16 protein-coding genes are annotated in these 16,677 nt (G+C 37.7%); 13 read left to right on the top strand and 3 right to left on the bottom strand.

The window, feature by feature from the left end; genetic code table 11:
• The first annotated feature begins 36 nt into the window (after positions 1–36).
• From BLR27_RS12155 to BLR27_RS12130, 6 genes are all read left to right on the top strand, one after another.
• Positions 37–597: a sterol desaturase family protein gene (locus tag BLR27_RS12155; protein WP_245704502.1), complete on the top strand. Its 561-nt coding sequence runs from the start codon at positions 37–39 to the stop codon at positions 595–597.
• Between the two features lie 229 nt (positions 598–826).
• Positions 827–1,534 (top strand): phosphatase PAP2 family protein, encoded by a 708-nt coding sequence (locus BLR27_RS12150; RefSeq protein ID WP_245704501.1) that lies wholly within the window; start codon positions 827–829, stop codon positions 1,532–1,534.
• A 603-nt stretch (positions 1,535–2,137) separates the two neighbouring features.
• Positions 2,138–2,590, top strand: a complete 453-nt coding sequence (locus tag BLR27_RS12145; RefSeq protein ID WP_090705253.1) for a MarR family winged helix-turn-helix transcriptional regulator — start codon at positions 2,138–2,140, stop codon at positions 2,588–2,590.
• A 63-nt stretch (positions 2,591–2,653) separates the two neighbouring features.
• Entirely contained in the window at positions 2,654–3,970 is a 1,317-nt protein-coding gene (locus BLR27_RS12140) for a TolC family protein (protein WP_090705252.1), read from the top strand.
• A gap of 35 nt (positions 3,971–4,005) precedes the next feature.
• On the top strand, positions 4,006–5,151 hold the full coding sequence (locus tag BLR27_RS12135; protein ID WP_090705250.1) for an HlyD family secretion protein: 1,146 nt from the start codon (positions 4,006–4,008) through the stop codon (positions 5,149–5,151).
• A gap of 7 nt (positions 5,152–5,158) precedes the next feature.
• Positions 5,159–6,712 carry an MFS transporter gene (locus BLR27_RS12130; RefSeq protein WP_090705248.1) on the top strand — a complete coding sequence of 518 codons (1,554 nt, stop codon included), beginning with the start codon at positions 5,159–5,161 and terminating at the stop codon, positions 6,710–6,712.
• A gap of 80 nt (positions 6,713–6,792) precedes the next feature.
• On the opposite strand, the gene BLR27_RS12125 is transcribed toward BLR27_RS12130, so the two are convergent.
• Positions 6,793–7,299 (bottom strand): hypothetical protein, encoded by a 507-nt coding sequence (locus tag BLR27_RS12125; RefSeq protein ID WP_143007740.1) that lies wholly within the window; start codon positions 7,297–7,299, stop codon positions 6,793–6,795.
• Between the two features lie 370 nt (positions 7,300–7,669).
• Positions 7,670–9,448 (bottom strand): sensor histidine kinase, encoded by a 1,779-nt coding sequence (locus BLR27_RS12120; RefSeq protein ID WP_090705245.1) that lies wholly within the window; start codon positions 9,446–9,448, stop codon positions 7,670–7,672.
• Between the two features lie 70 nt (positions 9,449–9,518).
• Here BLR27_RS12120 and BLR27_RS12115 point away from each other — a divergent pair, with 70 nt between their 5' ends.
• Positions 9,519–10,157 carry an HAD family hydrolase gene (locus BLR27_RS12115; protein ID WP_090705243.1) on the top strand — a complete coding sequence of 213 codons (639 nt, stop codon included), beginning with the start codon at positions 9,519–9,521 and terminating at the stop codon, positions 10,155–10,157.
• A 23-nt stretch (positions 10,158–10,180) separates the two neighbouring features.
• Positions 10,181–10,489, top strand: a complete 309-nt coding sequence (locus BLR27_RS12110; RefSeq protein WP_090705241.1) for a DUF962 domain-containing protein — start codon at positions 10,181–10,183, stop codon at positions 10,487–10,489.
• A 12-nt stretch (positions 10,490–10,501) separates the two neighbouring features.
• On the opposite strand, the gene BLR27_RS12105 is transcribed toward BLR27_RS12110, so the two are convergent.
• On the bottom strand, positions 10,502–11,695 hold the full coding sequence (locus BLR27_RS12105) for a proline dehydrogenase family protein (protein WP_090705240.1): 1,194 nt from the start codon (positions 11,693–11,695) through the stop codon (positions 10,502–10,504).
• Positions 11,696–11,756: 61 nt separating this feature from the next.
• Here BLR27_RS12105 and BLR27_RS12100 point away from each other — a divergent pair, with 61 nt between their 5' ends.
• The 5 genes from BLR27_RS12100 (at position 11,757) to aroA (ending at position 16,649) form a co-directional block, all read left to right on the top strand.
• Positions 11,757–11,963 (top strand): RNA-binding S4 domain-containing protein, encoded by a 207-nt coding sequence (locus BLR27_RS12100; RefSeq protein WP_090705238.1) that lies wholly within the window; start codon positions 11,757–11,759, stop codon positions 11,961–11,963.
• The gene (gene aroB / locus BLR27_RS12095; protein ID WP_090705237.1) at positions 11,960–13,039 is read left to right on the top strand and encodes a 3-dehydroquinate synthase; all 1,080 of its coding nucleotides are present in this window, start codon (positions 11,960–11,962) and stop codon (positions 13,037–13,039) included. The genes BLR27_RS12100 and aroB overlap by 4 nt, the downstream gene beginning before the upstream one ends.
• 344 nt (positions 13,040–13,383) lie before the next feature.
• A complete protein-coding gene (locus BLR27_RS12090; RefSeq protein WP_090705235.1) occupies positions 13,384–14,211 on the top strand; it encodes a prephenate dehydratase in 828 nt (275 codons plus the stop codon).
• Positions 14,212–14,286: 75 nt separating this feature from the next.
• Positions 14,287–15,387 carry a chorismate mutase gene (locus BLR27_RS12085; RefSeq protein ID WP_090705233.1) on the top strand — a complete coding sequence of 367 codons (1,101 nt, stop codon included), beginning with the start codon at positions 14,287–14,289 and terminating at the stop codon, positions 15,385–15,387.
• 5 nt (positions 15,388–15,392) lie between these two features.
• On the top strand, positions 15,393–16,649 hold the full coding sequence (gene aroA / locus BLR27_RS12080) for a 3-phosphoshikimate 1-carboxyvinyltransferase (protein WP_090705231.1): 1,257 nt from the start codon (positions 15,393–15,395) through the stop codon (positions 16,647–16,649).
• The last annotated feature ends 28 nt before the right edge of the window (positions 16,650–16,677 follow it).

Below are 16,677 nucleotides of genomic sequence, written 5' to 3'. Positions count from 1 at the left end.
TCAACAGATCCAATCAGAATGTTTAAAAGCGACTTCATGGAAAGCTTATCTAAAGTGCGCTATTATGTACCATTGATTGTTTATGTTCCAGTTATTGTTTTTTTAATTTGGAAGTCCTTATTCGATGTCAAGATGCCCGTATTGGAGTTTTTTGGTTGGTTGGCATTTGGTCTTTTAATCTGGACAATAACGGAGTATGTACTGCATCGGTACATCTTCCACTTTCACCCTTCTGGCAAATGGGGAAAACGTTTGCATTTTATTTTTCATGGCGTACATCACGATTACCCCAATGATGCCAATAGATTGGTAATGCCCCCATCTGCAAGTATTCCATTAGCACTTGGCTTCTACTTTCTGTTCGATTGGCTTTTGCCCGACACCATGGTTTATGCTTTTTTTATTGGTTTTATTGGTGGCTATCTATTTTACGACATGGTTCATTATGCCATTCACCATGCTAATTTTAAAAGCGTGTTTTGGAAAAAAATAAAACAGCACCACATGTTACACCATTATTCAGACCCAACCAAGGGCTATGGCGTAAGCTCGATAATATGGGATAAAATCTTCAGGTCTGACTTCGAAAAAAAATGACATGCACAATGATAGTCCAAAAAATACAAGGCTCTTTACCAAAAAAGATATAGTACTAACACTACTACTCTCGGTTTTTTATTTACTCTTATCAAACCTATTTGTTGGCTTTAAAACTGACCAATTGGTATTGATATTCATTTTCAACACACTGTACATTTCACAAGCCACCCGTAAATTCATCATTGGCTTTTCCATCTTCATCATATACTGGATTGTATTCGATTACATGAAGGCATTTCCAAACTATTGGTTTAACGAGGTGCATATAGAAAGTTTATATCAAATAGAAAAAAGTTGGTTCGGTATCAATTTTCAGGGAATGGTAATTACCCCAAATGAATATTGGCTACTCCACACCAATTCCTTTTTAGATGTTTGTAGTGGTTTGTTCTACATCATGTGGATCCCTGTTCCATTGGCATTGGCTACCTTTCTCTTTTTCAGAAATAGACAGCAATTCCAATATTTTTCCCTCACCTTTGTACTGGTTAACTTTATTGGTTTTGCCATCTACTACGCCTATCCCGCCGCTCCACCATGGTACGTAAAAGAATATGGGTTTAATTTTTTTGCCAACACCAAAGGAAATAGCGCAGGCCTAAGTAGATTTGACTTGTTTTTTGATTTTTCCTTATTCCAATCTATTTATAGCAAGGGTTCCAATGTATTTGCTGCCATGCCATCCTTACATTCGTCATATCCTGTTACAGTACTTTATTACGGTTTGAAGAACCACTTGGGAAAAATCAATATCTTTTTTGCAATAGTAATGGTTGGTATCTGGTTTGCGGCAATTTATACTAGCCATCATTATATGCTGGATGTGTTAGCAGGCATCATAACTGCAATCGTTGGAATTTCGGTCTTCAACTTACTGGCAAGAACTCCGCAGATTAAAAAATATCTAGACCTATTCCAGTCTAAGATTAGCTGACCTTTACATCGTTAACAAATAAGTCATTTCTGGAACGAGGCCGGGCTTTAGCCTTTGAAGCATAGTTGATGTAGATACTTTGGAATGAGATATGGTGGCTACTTCAAGTTTCTTCCCTATTCTTAGTGAAAGTATACTAGAGTGTAAAATAAAGTGTATATAAAGTTAGTGATTTTAACTTTTGACACAGTTTATTTTACACTTTTCAAGAACGAGATCTTAAAAACCTTAAATTAAATAAATAAATCTATAATGATAATTACCAATACCAAAGGAAAGAAAAAATCGTTCACCTTTCCAAAAGATTGGTAAAAACCTATTGTACAATATAGGCAACATGGTCTTTATATTTGATTGTCCTAGCCGGATGAAAATAAGCTTCCATTCTGAATACAGGCTAACAGCCTTTAATTTTGGTTTAACTCTTTATATTTCAGTAATTTAAACTCAATTTTATATAATCTTCTAACTCAATACAATTTAAAACAGCTTCTACATCAAATAAAATAATTATGCTAAAATTCCTTTTAAAAATGGTTTGAATTAACATTTTTTATTTAAAAAATCGGTTTGAATTCAAACCGATTTTTATATCTTTGCCTTGTGAAAATTAAAGAAACAGGAGAATTAGCGAAAATGGTTCAATTTATGGATACTTTGCGTGATATACGTAAAGTAATGATTAATCACTTCACACGAAAAGTGAAAGAACACAATCTTGAAGTAACCATAGAAATGCTTGAGGTTTTGTATGTTCTATGGCAACAAGACAATATCAATCAAAAAGAAATCGCGGAAAAGACAAGCCGAAATAAGGCAAGTATTACTTCATTGATTGATAATCTGGCAGCCCGTGATTTAGTAACAAGAACTCAAGACCCTACGGACAGACGAAATAATCTGATAGCATTGACAGCGGAAGGCGAAGCCTATCAAGAAAAGTTGATACCCCCACTTGAAGAAATGTATGAATCTATTAAAATTGATATTTCTGTTAAAGAACTTGAAAACACAACCAATATTCTCCAGAAGGTTTACCAAAAAATAAAAGGATAAAATTAACCCTTTATTTAAAATAATAGTTTGAACTCAAACAGTACGATAGCGAATTAATAACAAATGAAACTAAGAACAACAATTATGCTGATGGCTTCTATTTTTCTAACGACAGGCACTACTGATGCACAACAAATTACAGAAAGAAAAATCTCGGTTGAAGAGCTTTTCCATTTGGCAATAGAAAATCACCCGAATTTAGCTGTATCAAAAGCAGATATTGACATTGCCCGACAAGGCGTTGAGGTTGCCAAAAATGCACGATTACCAAGTTTGAATGCCGGACTGCAAGGTTATTATTTAGGTGATGTTTACGTTATAGAAAAGGACTTTTCTAAAGCTAGCCGTATTGATTTACCCCATTTTGGTAATACTTTTTCCATAGATGCAAGCCAACTTATCTGGAAAGGAGGAATGGTTAAAAACAGTGTTAAGGCTACAATACTTCGAGAGGAGCTTATGGAACTGAATTACCAAACAAACGAACAAAGCATCAAACTGTTGGTATTGGGCTATTATCTGGATTTGTACAAATTGGTAAATCAAAAAGCAGTTTATCAACAGAATATCCAATTGGCAAAACAACGGTTAGATAATATCAATAAATTCTTCAAAGAAGGAATGGTTACACGAAACGATGTTATCCGTGGCGAGTTGCAACTGTCCAATCTGAACCTTGTTTTGCAGGTTGTGGAAAACAATCGCCAGATTTTGAACAAACAACTTACCGTAGCATTAGGCCTGCCTGACAATGAACAGATTATACCCGATGAGAATGTATTGAAAAATATGCCGCAGGCATTATTCCTTGACGATTATATAGCTTTGGCTCAAAAACACCCGACTGTCTTGATGACGCAAAAAGCAGTGGATATTTATGAAACATCCGAAAAGATTACTAAATCGGAAATGATGCCCTCCTTATCTGCATTCGCAGGGAATAAATTGGCTCGTCCGATTACGACCTCCTCACCAGCGTTGGATATGTACACCAATGGCTGGAGTACAGGGCTTTCGCTGAATTTCAATATAGATGCGTTTTACAAAACACCGAGGAAAATTAAGCAGGTACGGTTTGAAAGAGATAAAGCGATTGCACAAGCAAACGAAGCTGAACAGATGATAGAAGTAGCGGTGAATGCGGGATACATTAAATACAACGAATCAGTTACTCAAAATAAAACATTTGAGAAAAACAAAGATTTAGCGAATGAAAATTATAGGATTATGGAAAGCAAATACAACAATCAATTAGCTATTTTACTTGATTTTATTGATGCCAGTAACACCAAATTAGATGCAGAGTTGCAATACACCAATTCAGAAATCAATATCATTTTTGCTTATTACAAGTTGTTAAAAGAAACCGGAAAACTATAACTAGTCATTTACTAAAAATATAAAAGATAAAATACATGTCACAAAATCAAGATAAAGCTAAAGAAACATTTTCTACAGAAACTACCACTCCAAAAAAAAAACCTCCTGTAAAGAAAAAAAATACAGGGAAAATCGTCAGCATGATTATATTGGTTATTGTTTTGCTAGGGTTGTATTGGGTCATAACCTCTTACTTAAATATTGGAAATGACCGATACACCAATGCTGCACAAGTAGAATCATTTATCAATCCTATAAATACCCGTGTTTCGGCTTATATCAAAGAAATACGGTTTGTGGAACACCAGCATGTAAAAAAAGGGGATACGCTCATAATTTTGGACGACAGAGAGATAAAAACACAGTTGGGACAGGCAGAAGCGGCTTATATCGCTGCATTGGCATCCAAAAATGTAACCTCAAATTCTGTCAAAGCCGCTTCCAACAATATCAATACAGCACAAGCTAACATTGATGTAGCACAAGCTAACATCAATTCTGCCAAAGCAAGATTGTGGAATGCTGAGCAAAATTACAACCGCTACAAAAATTTGTTGAAAGACGAAGCCGTTACACGCCAGCAGTTTGACCAAATAAAAACCGAATATGATGCCAGCAAAGCCCAGCTGGAAGCGATAGTTTCACAATATCAAGCAATTACCAATACTAAAGGAACAAGTGTTTTAACAGCAAACGAAGTACAATCTCGTATAGGAATGAATGATGCGGAGATAAAACGTGCCGAAAATGCACTTCAAATGGCAAAACTCAATCTTTCTTATACAGCGATTACCGCCCCACACGATGGAATTATGGGAAGAAGAACCGTCAATACTGGTCAGCTATTAAACGTAAGCCAGCAAGTGGCTACTATTGTAGATATTAACAACATTTGGATTTCTGCCAACTATCGTGAAAAACAAATGGAAAAAGTTGCCATCGGGGGTTTTGCAAAAATTACAGTTGATGCTTTGGGAGGTAAAGCATTTGAAGGAAAAATAACGGCTGTTTCTGGAGCTACCGGAGCGAGATATGCAGCAATTCCTATGGACAATTCAACAGGCAATTTTGTAAAAGTTCAACAGCGTATCCCAGTTCGGATAGAATTTACCGAAAACAACAAACCAAAAGAACTGAAATTGCTGCGTGCAGGTATGAACGTAGAAGTTACCTTAAAATAAAAGAGTTATGTACAATAAAGGACCGTTTGCTACTTGGGTTCCCAAACCGCTCATGTTGTTACTGATTATTATTTTTCTTTTACCGCTCCTAGCGTTGAATGGAGTTTATACCAGCAATATATCTGATATTTCTGGAGCATTGGCAACTTATACGGAATACATTTCTATGGCAAATAATGCTACAACTATCGGAACGGCAGTAGCTGGTACTATTGTGATGCGTGTCAAAATGCGTTTTCGTTCAAAAGAAATAATTGTGTTTTGCACTATTGCTCTTGCCGGTATTTCTTATTTGATAGGAATAACAGACAATATAATGATAGTTATTGGAGGGAGCTTTTTAATCGGCTTCCTTAAAATGTTTGCCATGATAGAAATGATGTTGCCAGTTATGTTCATCCTATCTCCAACAGGAGAAAGGGGGAGATTCTACTCTATATTTTATCCTTTAACGATTGGCATCGGGCAATTTTCTTCTTACTTTATTGCTGATTTAATCTTTAACAGTAGTTGGCAGGCACCCTATTTCTATATGTCGATAATGATGCTCATTATTGCTGCTCTGTCGTTGATTTTCCAGCACAACCAACGCTTTTGTTTTAAGAAGCCTTTGTATCAGATTGACTGGTTGTCTTTGGTTTTATTTGCCGTTTCAGCAATGTGCCTTAACGCGGGACTTACCTTTATGCAACAGCAAGGGTGGTTCAGTTCACCACTTATTATAGGCTCCCTTTTGTTAAGCTTACTACTTTTGGCTGCCCTTGTTTACAGACAAAAATTTCTAAAACGCAAACTCATAAAATTTGAATTGATAATACAAAAAGAGAATGTAAGGCATGGTTTGCTATTACTATTGTTAATGGGGGCATATTTGGCAAGTACCAGTATTTTTGTTCAATACACAGTGGGTGTTTTAGGATATAACAATCTTATTAATGCAAAACTAAACCTATGGATGATTCCCGGAATTGTTATAGCAGGGTTGCTTGCATTTCATGGCTTCAAAAACAAATGGAATGTAAAATTCTATATTATTTTAGGATTCATGGCGTTTTTTCTTCACACACTGATGCTATACGTGATGATTCAGCCACAAATGAATATAGAGTATCTCTATTTGCCAGTGTTTCTAAAAGGTTTAGGATTAGGAATTCTTTTTATTGGTATCTGGTATTATGCTACCTTAAATTTAGAAATAGACGATATGCTGAGTCTTATAGGCATCATGTTGTTGGTGCGGACTTTTGTAGCAACAGCTTTTGCTGGATCAATTATTAGTTGGGCGACTTACCAGGGACAATGGCAAAGCCTGAATGATATTTCTATGTATTTAGATACAGGAGATTTTAGCGATGGAATGAGTATGTATCAAACAACACAAGTCAATGCCATAATGGCTTCTTCAAAGATTGTGTTGGGATATTTGTGCTGGCTCATTGTGCCTATTTTAATTTTTGTATTAATACACCATTACGGGCAATTTAATAATCGAAGGATCGTGTTTTTAAGAAAGATAGTAAGAGGGAATACATTACGGGGTTATAGGTTTCAAAATAAATAAAAAAATATGTTTAGTAAAATAAATATGATGAGTATTGGAAAAGTATTAGGCTGTTTACTGATTTCAGTAATAAGTGCGAATCATTGTCCGCTCAATGAGCTTATGCCACTGTTACCCGGCAAAAGTTCCAACCATATAAGAAACCAAAATGAAATACAGATAAGGGTATTTAGCCAGGCAGGCCAAAACAATTTAGTACTGGGAAAAATGAGCAAACTAAAAATGCAGGCAGCCAGCAGGTAAAGCATCCCCGGTCCATTTACATCCAAATAATAGATTATAGCAATACTAAAAATATAGATACAGGCAATAAAAATAATTTTCCTGACAGCCAGATTAATACCTCGCAGAAATGCAAGTAAAAACATGCTGATTACAGCGAGTATATCTATTATACCAATAGAATATATCCCGGTTTTATAGGTCCAGTAAAGTCCGGGAAGCAATGCGATCAAACAAAATGGCAATAGGTAAATTAAGGTCGTTGCGAAAAGCTTGTTACGCCAAAATATCAAATCCCTCTTACTGTCTTCCGAATGGGTACAGTTCCTCTTAATCTCTGCTCTATATCTTGAACCTAACCCCATTATTAATATTTTTCTGTTTAACTCATAATTAGCACTAAAAAATTCCACCCAATAAAATAACCAAAGCATCCAGGATAATAAAAACTGAACACAATAAAATAAGAATTGGTTCAATTAATTGACCAAATCTGATGGATGGAGCAAAAATTAAATCCTTTAAAAGGGAAGCAGATTTCTATTTGAGGAAGAATTAATTTGATGAAATAGAATTGGTTATCCTATTTATCAATCCAATCTGCCAATGAAGGCACAAATGAGTACCATACATCTTTTATTAAATGAAAAATAGCCTATGAAATAACAAACACCAGAAAGGTATTTTTGTTTGTTTTCTCAAGAGAATAATCATAACCGGAAGGCCTCCCTGATTTTAATTCGCTTGAACCGCCTTATTTACAGGCGAATTAGGGATCTGTACACAAAATTTACTTCCCTCGCCAATTTCACTCTCTACCCAGATCCTCCCACCATTTTTCTCTATAAAATCCTTACAGAGTAGCAGACCGAGGCCTGTTCCTTCTTCATTATCAGTGCCTCTGGTGGTGAAAGTTTCAAGTTCAAAAAGTTTTTTTTGATTTTCCTGAGAGATTCCAACACCTGAATCACAGAAACAAATAACAGAATCATTCCCATCTAAATAGGAAGTGATCTTGATGCTGCCGCCATGTTTGGAGAATTTAACCGCATTCGATACCAGGTTTCTCACAATAAGCTGGATCATATCCATATCGGCATAAACAAGAGCGTTTGGATCCAACTGGTTTTCTGTAATGATATCTTTCTCTTTGATCACATTTTCAAACAGTGCGATAATATTATCAGCGATCCCCTTTACATTAAAATAAACAGGTTTAATAATTTCGCCCTGAAGCTGACTCCTCGACCAGAACAGCAAATTTTCCAATAAACCTGTAGTATAACCGATATTCTTGGATAAATTTGGTATAAATGATTTGAATTCATCCTCCGTGATCATCCCTGCATTCAGCATTTTAATCACTTCATTCAAATTATTTAGTGGCCCCCTGAGGTCATGTGCTATGATAGAAAAAAGGCGATCCTTCAATTTATTCATAGCGATAAGCTGTTCAGATTGTAAGCGCACCTGATTTTCAATTTCAACCTGTGATGTAATATCTCTTGTCAGGATGATCAGTCCATTAAAACTATTCTCATCTTCAAACAATGCCGTGATACTCACCTCCAGAAAAATAGGGTATCCATTTCGCTGAATCTCAATTTTTATCCTGCCATCTTTTCTTCCCCCGATATATCCAAATAGTTCCGGCTGGTTAGGAAGAACGGAATCGATATTCTTCCCGATCAGATTTTCGCCTGAAATAGAAAGAATCTTCTTAATCTCACGATTAAGGTCAATGATCCTGTCCAGGTTATCGGTCACGATCAAGCCTTCTTTCATAGCCTCCAGAACTTTCTCTCTGGCAATAGGTATGATATCCAGCAACCTGAAACGTACTAGTCCGATACTGAGCATCAATACCGTTAAAACAAATGCAAATGGAGTACTGTCGATATGCCCCATCGGCCTAAAGCCAAACAGGTAAGCCAGGTTAGCGAACCATGGAATAAATGCAGCCAACAAAATGATCAGGTTCTGACGCTTAAAGACAGGATCTGACTTCCTGTATTTGTACAACAGAAGCAATACTCCCCAGGCAAGTAGAATATAAAAATAAAGTGTATGAACGATATACCACGGACCTGTCTCAATACTTAGTAAAGGGAATGGACCTGAGTTATCAACAGAAACACTTTTATAATGCAGGTGATGAAAATGATTCGTCCAGACCATCAAAAGAGTGATCATGGGAATGATGATGATCCAGATGAAATTTCTGGTATTTAACCACTTATCTCTGCCGGTAAATTTCACAATGAACAACAACCAGAAAGCAGGCATAAATGAAATACCGAGGTATTCTATATTTATCCAAAACAACATCTGCTCCAGGCTGGTACTTGAAAGTTCAAATCCATAACTTAGCGCCCAGATTCCAATGCCTAATACCATAAATCCAAACCAGCGGACAACCACTTCATACCTGCGGAATATGCGAATACACATATAAAGCGTTACAAGACCGCATAAAATGAGGATTATAGAAAAAGTATTCAGACTAAAAGTCATTAATAAAATTTGAAAACCTTACGGTACGAAGGCAATTGTATTTGGAAGGTGAATATAATGCAATAATTTTATGAATAAGATAAAAAATATCATTTTTGATTACGGAAACGTCATTTTCACAATAGACTTTAACCAGGCTCAACGTAATTTTTCTGAATTGGGAATTAAAAACGTCGAACAGTTTTTTGCACATAAAGCGCATAACCCAATCTTTGACCAGTTTGAACAGGGGTTCATTTCACCTTCAGAGTTCAGAGAGGGAATTAGGGAGGTATCAGGAATTCCGGGTCTGACCGATACGGAAATAGACCATGCCTGGAACTCCTTATTGATCGGAGTTCCGGAACCCAACCATGACCTGCTTCTGAAGGTCAAAGAAAAATACAGAACCTTCCTCCTGAGCAATAATAATGAGATCCATTATAATTGGATCATGGATTATTTAAAAAGAGAACATCAGTTAGAATCAAATGCCATCTTTTTTGAAAAGGATTATTACTCTCATCTGATGAAAATGCGTAAACCCAATCCGGAAATTTTCGAATATGTTTTGAAGGAACATCATCTGGATCCTGCAGAAACTCTTTTTATTGATGATAGCCCGCAGCACCTGAAAACCGCAGCCTCCCTCGGTATGCATACTCACCTGCTTACTTCTGAAGAAAGCCTGGAGAGCTATCTATTTTCATCAGGTCTGCTGGAAAATTAACTGGAAATTCATTAAATTAGATCATGCAAAACGAACGGATCAGCTCATTAAAGGATTTTTATCCCTTTTATCTGAAAGAACACAGCAATTCAATCAGCAGGATTTTACACTTTATCGGCACCTCCATGGTACTACTGCTAATTCCTGCAGCGCTGATCTTTAATGATGCAAGGTTATTGATTCTCATCCCATTTGTGGGATATGGTTTTGCATGGGTCGGGCATTTCTTTTTCGAAAAGAATAAACCGGCTACCTTTCAATACCCGGGCTACAGTCTGGCCTCCGACTTTATCTTGTTTTGGGATCTGCTTCGTGGCAAAGAAAAATTCTGAACATAAATCCTTCTAATTCAACTTCCTGCGTTTCTTTTCCGCTGCGATTAAACGAAGTTCTCTTCCCATTTGTCCGGCAACTGAGGTATTTTCCTCTGCCCTTCTGAACAGGTAAGGCATCACAGCTTTAACGGGACCATAAGGAACATACTTAGCAACATTATAACCAACAGATGAAAGATTGAAGCTTAAATTATCACTCATTCCCAAAAGCTGAGAAAAATAAACATGCTTATGGTTATGTGGAATACCCTTTTCATCAAGCAGCTCTGCCAAAACACGACAGCTTTGCTCATTATGTGTACCTGCAACAAAAGAAACCATCTCTATTTTACTGATACAGTATTTCAAGGCAAGATCATAATCCTGATCAGTAGATTCCTTGTCCTTATGTATCGGAGATGGATAATTTAATTCTGATGCACGTTTACGTTCCTTTTCCATATAGGCTCCGCGGACTAACTTAGCTCCCAGAAAGAAATGTTCATTGGAAGCGGCCGTACCATCGGCCTTCAGGGAAGCAAGCTTATCGTTTCGATAGAGCTGATACGTATTGAAGACAATGGCTTTTTCCTGATTGTATCTGCGCATCATTTCCAGAACTAATGAATCGATCGTATCCTGAATCCAGGTTTCTTCCGCATCCACCATCACCTTCACATCCAGTTCATGTGCTAAGCTACAGATCTGATCGATTCTATTTTTAAAGCGGGCAAATTCTGCTGTTTCCTCCGAATTCAAAGGCTGCTTTGCATCCATTTTTTCAAGCAATCCTAATCTGCCAAGTCCTGTAACTTTAAATACCGTTAAGGGAATACGTTCATCACCATCGGCATGCTTGATGGTCTTCATGATCTCTGCACAGGTAGCATCGAACACCGGCTCATCATCCTCTCCCTCCACAGAATAATCAAGAATGGAACCTACTTTTCCGGCATGAAGCTGACTGACAGTTTGTTCACATTCCTCAATACTCTCTCCTCCGCAGAAATGGCGGAAGATTGTAGATTTGATCAAAGACTTGATGGGTAAGCCTATGTTGAGGGCTAAATTGGTGATCGGCGGACCGATCTTCGTTAAAAAATTTATACTGATAAGCTTAAATAGCCAGTAGGCTCGCTTAAGGTCGGCATCCGTTTTTCCACGGAAAGCGATCTCTGTATTATCAAAAGACAGAATTTTGCTCTTCAACTTGGTTTGTTGCATGCGCAAAGGTAGAAATATTGAGACATTTACATACGAATGCTAAAATTTGTAAGTTTGCTGCATGCTTGATTTTACATTAGAAGGAGAATTTATCCACCTGATCCAGTTGCTGAAGGCTGCAAACATTGTCCAGAGTGGCGGTGAGGCCCAAATGGTCGTATCAGAAGGAGCAGTAAAATATAACGGTGAAGTAGATTACCGCAAACGTCTTAAAGTAAGACGCGGTGATATCATAGAGTGCAGAGGCAAAATAATTAAAGTTAAATGAAACCCATAAAGAGTATCAGTTATTCTGTTTTTTTCGAGAACAGTCTTCAGGAATTAAGCAAATTTCTTAGTGAAAGCAAGTACAGCAAAGTTTTTGTATTAGTTGACAGCAATACTGAAATCCATTGTCTGCCTCTTTTGCAGGAAGCATTGGGCGATCTTGAATTCGACCTTATTGAAGTGACTCCCGGCGAAGAGAATAAAAATATTGATTTCTGCATCGGGATCTGGAGAATGCTGCTTGATTTTGGCGCCGACAGAAACAGCATCCTGATCAACCTTGGCGGAGGTGTCATTACAGACATGGGTGGTTTTGCCGCCTCAACCTTCAAGCGCGGGATTGATTTTGTGCAGGTTCCTACTACCCTGCTTTCCCAGGTTGATGCTTCGATTGGCGGAAAAACCGGGATCGACATGGAAAATGTTAAAAATATCATCGGAACATTTACTCAGCCAAAAGCTGTTTTCATAAATACCGGCTTTTTAAGTACACTTGACCAAAGAGAACTACGCTCAGGATATGCTGAAGTGATCAAGCACGGACTTATCTATGATATTGCATTGTTTGAAAAACTGAAGACTATTAAACCAGCTGAACTCAGTCCAGAGATCATTTATCGGTCTGTAGAGATCAAAAATAAAGTGGTTATTTCCGATCCTTTTGAAAAAGGACTCAGAAAGATCCTGAACTTCGGGCATACCATTGGTCATGCTGTTGAAAGCTATTCCTTACAGCATGATAAAAAGCCGCTTTTACATGGAGAGGCCATTGCGATCGGATTTATTTGTGAGGCTTACCTTTCAGCAAAGAAAAACGGATTACAGAAAACGGAGCTACGTGAAATCGTTGACACACTCAGAAATGTATACCCTGCCTATAAAGTAAAGAAAAACAGCTATAGCGACCTTTTGGAGATCATGAAAAATGATAAGAAAAACACCTCCGGCAAGATCAGTTTTTCACTTCTGAGCACAATTGGCAAATGTGATTTCGATATTTTCTGTACTGAAGAAGAGATCTTTGAAAGTCTGGAGTTTTACACGACTTACGAAATCACCCCACAAAGCGGAAAGTAGATTTCGTCACCCGATAGCTATCGGGTCACAAACCAGCAAACTTCTAATTCCAGTTCTGCCGTATTTATTATTTGTCATTCCATATTAAATACGGAACCGCATTTAATACGGGACAGGTTCAATACATCCACAATAAGTGCGAAAAAATAATTTTATTTAAATTTTGACAAAATTAAATTTTGTATTATGTTTGTAAAACAAAGGATGAAAAAATTAACTACATATTACTTCGCTTATTTTTACTATCACGGTAAGGGCGGGGAAAATATGCAATAGATCTTAATATAGAAAAATTAGCAAAAAGTCCCTGCCCACCAGCAGGGACTTTTTTATTTAACAGCAAAATGCAAAAAAAGCGAGTAGCAATTCAGGGTATACGTGCTTCATTCCATGAAGAAGCGGCATTCAAATTCTTCGGAACTGATATCGAAACAATTGAATGTGATTCTTTCAAACAAACCTGCGAGGTTTTGAAGAATAAAAAGGCCGATTTCGTAGTCATGGCGATCGAAAATTCCATTGCCGGAAGTTTATTGCCAAACTACACCCTTCTAAGAGAATATAACTTTTCAATCGTTGGCGAAGTTTACCTGGCTATTCAATTGCACTTACTGGCATTGCCGGGTGTAAAATTCAAGGATGTCAAATATGTACAGTCACATCCCATTGCAATCCGCCAATGCAGCGACTTCTTCGATGAGTTTCCGCATTTACAGGTTATTGAAAGCAGTGACACTGCTGCCTGTGCAAAAAAGATCAGAGAAGAGAACCTGACCGATACCGTGGCAATTGCTAACCTCCTGGCGGCAAAGCTTTATGATCTGCAGGTAATGGAAAGAAGGATAGAATCAAACAAGAAAAACTTTACCCGTTTTCTGATCCTCGCTGACAAGCCGATTGGTAATGCTGAAGCCAATAAGGCGTCCCTGAGTTTCCAGGTTGGAAATTCTGTAGGTTCTCTTGCTGAAGTGCTGAATATTTTCTCTGACCACAAGATCAATCTGAGCAAGATCCAGTCGATGCCTGTTCTTGGAAAACGTAATGAATACAATTTTTATGTAGATATCGAATGGAAAAACCAATCTGATTATGATTCTGCCATCCGTAAAGTATTGAAGCATACCATCAATTTTACGATCATGGGAGAATATCAAAAGAATGATAAGGTCTGACCTGAACCCCCAATAAATTAAAAACAAAAACCTTAAAAACCCGGGATTAAAGCCGGAAAAAATCAAATTATCAAAATGAAATTAAATCTAAAATTACAGCCATTAAATACCTGGTTGGAGATTAAAAATGAGCCTCTTTTAATTGCAGGACCATGCAGTGCAGAAACTGAAGATCAATTATTGGCAACTGCCCATTTATTGGCAAAAACAGGCAAAGTTTCTGTCTTAAGAGCAGGAATCTGGAAACCACGTACCCGTCCGGGAGAATTTGAAGGTGTCGGAAGCATCGGATTAACCTGGTTAAAAAGAGCTAAAGAAGAAACCGGATTACCTACAGCTGTAGAAGTTGCTACTGCAAAGCATGTAGAAGAGGCTTTAGCTGCTGGAGTAGATATTCTTTGGGTTGGTGCCCGTTCTACAGTAAATCCATTCACTGTTCAGGAAATTGCTGATGCTTTGAAAGGTGTAGACATCCCTGTTTTGGTAAAAAATCCGGTTAATCCTGATATTCAGTTATGGATCGGAGCATTGGAACGTATCAACAATGCAGGAATTACTAAACTTGGTGCAATACACAGAGGTTTTTCATCCTACGAAAAAACAGCCTTCAGAAATGAACCTATGTGGGAATTAGCTATTCAGCTTAAAACCTTAGCTCCCGATCTTCCTATTATCAATGACCCGAGTCATATCTGCGGAAATCGTGAATTGATTCAATATGTAGCTCAAAAAGCACTGGATCTGGATATGCAGGGATTAATGATCGAGTCGCACCTTGACCCATCTGTTGCATGGACTGATGCAAAACAACAGGTAACACCAGCAGCTTTATCAGAATTAATGGATCTTCTTACTCTGCGCAAGCCTGAGATCAAGGATAAAGATTTTACTGATAAACTTGCCGACCTCCGTACAAATATTGACAAGATCGATGATCAGATCATTCAGAAAATTGCTGAAAGAATGCAGATCGTTCAGAAGATCGGAGAATACAAACGTGATAATGGCGTAACTATTCTTCAGGTTAACCGTTGGGATCAGATCATGAATAAACGCAGTGCATTTGCAAGTGCTTTAAAACTTGACCTGAACTTTACAGGTAAATTATTGGAACTAATTCACAGCGAATCGATCCGTAAGCAGACCGAGATCATGAATGATAAAAAAGATGCTTAATAAAAATGAGTTCTAAAAGCATAAAAATTTCATCTGCGCAGAAACATCTGAATTGCACCATCAACCTTACGGGATCAAAAAGCGAAAGTAACCGCGCTTTGATCATGGAGGCATTGAGTGAAGGTGCAGTTCAGGTGTTGAATGTTTCTGAGGCTGCAGACACTGTTACTTTAAAAAATATTCTGCAGACCGCTAACACGCAATCTTTAACTGTTCAGCCTAAGGAGATAAATATCGGTCCTGCAGGTACTGCTATGCGTTTTTTAAGTGCATTTTATACCCTTCAGAACGGGGAAATAATTCTAACTGGTTCTGAGCGTATGAAACAACGCCCGATTGGAATTTTGGTAGACGCTTTAAAAAGCCTGGGTGCCGACATAGAATATACTGAGAAAGAAGGCTTTCCTCCTTTAAAGATCAGAGGACCACTGAAGCAAAAAACTGATCAGGTAAAAATCAAAGGCAATATCAGCAGTCAGTATATTTCTGCCTTATTACTCATAGCTCCAAAACTGGATCAGGGCTTAAAACTGATCATTGATGGGGAGCTGACCTCGAAGCCTTATGTTGAAATGACTCTGGCGATGATGGAACAGGCAGGTATCAGACATAGCTGGACTGATAACGAGATCAGCATTTCTAATCAGCCGTTCAACAAAGCAGAAATTAGTGTTGAACCAGACTGGAGCGCTGCATCATACTGGTACGCCATCGCTGCATTATCTGAAGAAGCTAGTCTATTCCTTCCGGGATTGAATGGATATAGCCTGCAGGGAGACAGTAAGATTACTGAGATCATGGCTAATTTTGGTATTACATCGCAGTTCAAAGATGGCGGAGTTTACCTCATAAAGGAAGCGAAGAAACTTGAGCGCAAGATCTTTGATTTTAAAGAATGTCCGGATCTGGCACAAACTGTCATTGTTTGCTGTGCAGCCCTTGGTCATGATGCACTATTTACCGGATTGGAGACCCTCAAGATCAAGGAAACAGACCGTGTAAATGCCTTGCAAACAGAGCTTGCAAAGATCGGTGTTAAACTCATTGAAAAGAATCAAACGTATAAACTGGATTGTTCCGGACTAGATCTGAGCAGGAAAATAAGCATCAGTACCTACGATGACCATCGTATGGCCATGGCCTTTGCTCCACTGGCTTTGGTTATGCCTGAACTTGAAATTGAAGATCATTTAGTTGTTGAAAAATCATATCCCGACTTCTGGAAACATCTTGAAATAGCTGGATTTAAAATAGAGTATTGAGTAGTTAGTAATTAGTACTTAGATACAT

The sequence above is a fragment of the Daejeonella rubra genome (genome assembly GCF_900103545.1).
Classification (GTDB): Bacteria; Bacteroidota; Bacteroidia; order Sphingobacteriales; family Sphingobacteriaceae; genus Daejeonella; species Daejeonella rubra.
The sequence above is the reverse complement of the archived record's forward strand: the minus strand, read 5'-3'. Positions and strand labels throughout refer to the sequence as shown.

Coding starts and splice junctions, on each gene's coding strand:
- BLR27_RS12125 (WP_143007740.1), bottom strand. CDS start 7,299: ATGGGGTTAGGTTCAAGATATAGAGCAGAGATTAAGAGGAACTGTACC.
- aroA (WP_090705231.1), top strand. CDS start 15,393: ATGAGTTCTAAAAGCATAAAAATTTCATCTGCGCAGAAACATCTGAAT.
- BLR27_RS12110 (WP_090705241.1), top strand. CDS start 10,181: ATGCAAAACGAACGGATCAGCTCATTAAAGGATTTTTATCCCTTTTAT.
- BLR27_RS12115 (WP_090705243.1), top strand. CDS start 9,519: ATGAATAAGATAAAAAATATCATTTTTGATTACGGAAACGTCATTTTC.
- BLR27_RS12105 (WP_090705240.1), bottom strand. CDS start 11,695: ATGCAACAAACCAAGTTGAAGAGCAAAATTCTGTCTTTTGATAATACA.
- BLR27_RS12150 (WP_245704501.1), top strand. CDS start 827: ATGAAGGCATTTCCAAACTATTGGTTTAACGAGGTGCATATAGAAAGT.
- BLR27_RS12140 (WP_090705252.1), top strand. CDS start 2,654: ATGAAACTAAGAACAACAATTATGCTGATGGCTTCTATTTTTCTAACG.
- BLR27_RS12135 (WP_090705250.1), top strand. CDS start 4,006: ATGTCACAAAATCAAGATAAAGCTAAAGAAACATTTTCTACAGAAACT.
- BLR27_RS12100 (WP_090705238.1), top strand. CDS start 11,757: ATGCTTGATTTTACATTAGAAGGAGAATTTATCCACCTGATCCAGTTG.
- BLR27_RS12120 (WP_090705245.1), bottom strand. CDS start 9,448: ATGACTTTTAGTCTGAATACTTTTTCTATAATCCTCATTTTATGCGGT.
- BLR27_RS12085 (WP_090705233.1), top strand. CDS start 14,287: ATGAAATTAAATCTAAAATTACAGCCATTAAATACCTGGTTGGAGATT.
- BLR27_RS12090 (WP_090705235.1), top strand. CDS start 13,384: ATGCAAAAAAAGCGAGTAGCAATTCAGGGTATACGTGCTTCATTCCAT.
- BLR27_RS12130 (WP_090705248.1), top strand. CDS start 5,159: ATGTACAATAAAGGACCGTTTGCTACTTGGGTTCCCAAACCGCTCATG.
- BLR27_RS12155 (WP_245704502.1), top strand. CDS start 37: ATGGAAAGCTTATCTAAAGTGCGCTATTATGTACCATTGATTGTTTAT.
- aroB (WP_090705237.1), top strand. CDS start 11,960: ATGAAACCCATAAAGAGTATCAGTTATTCTGTTTTTTTCGAGAACAGT.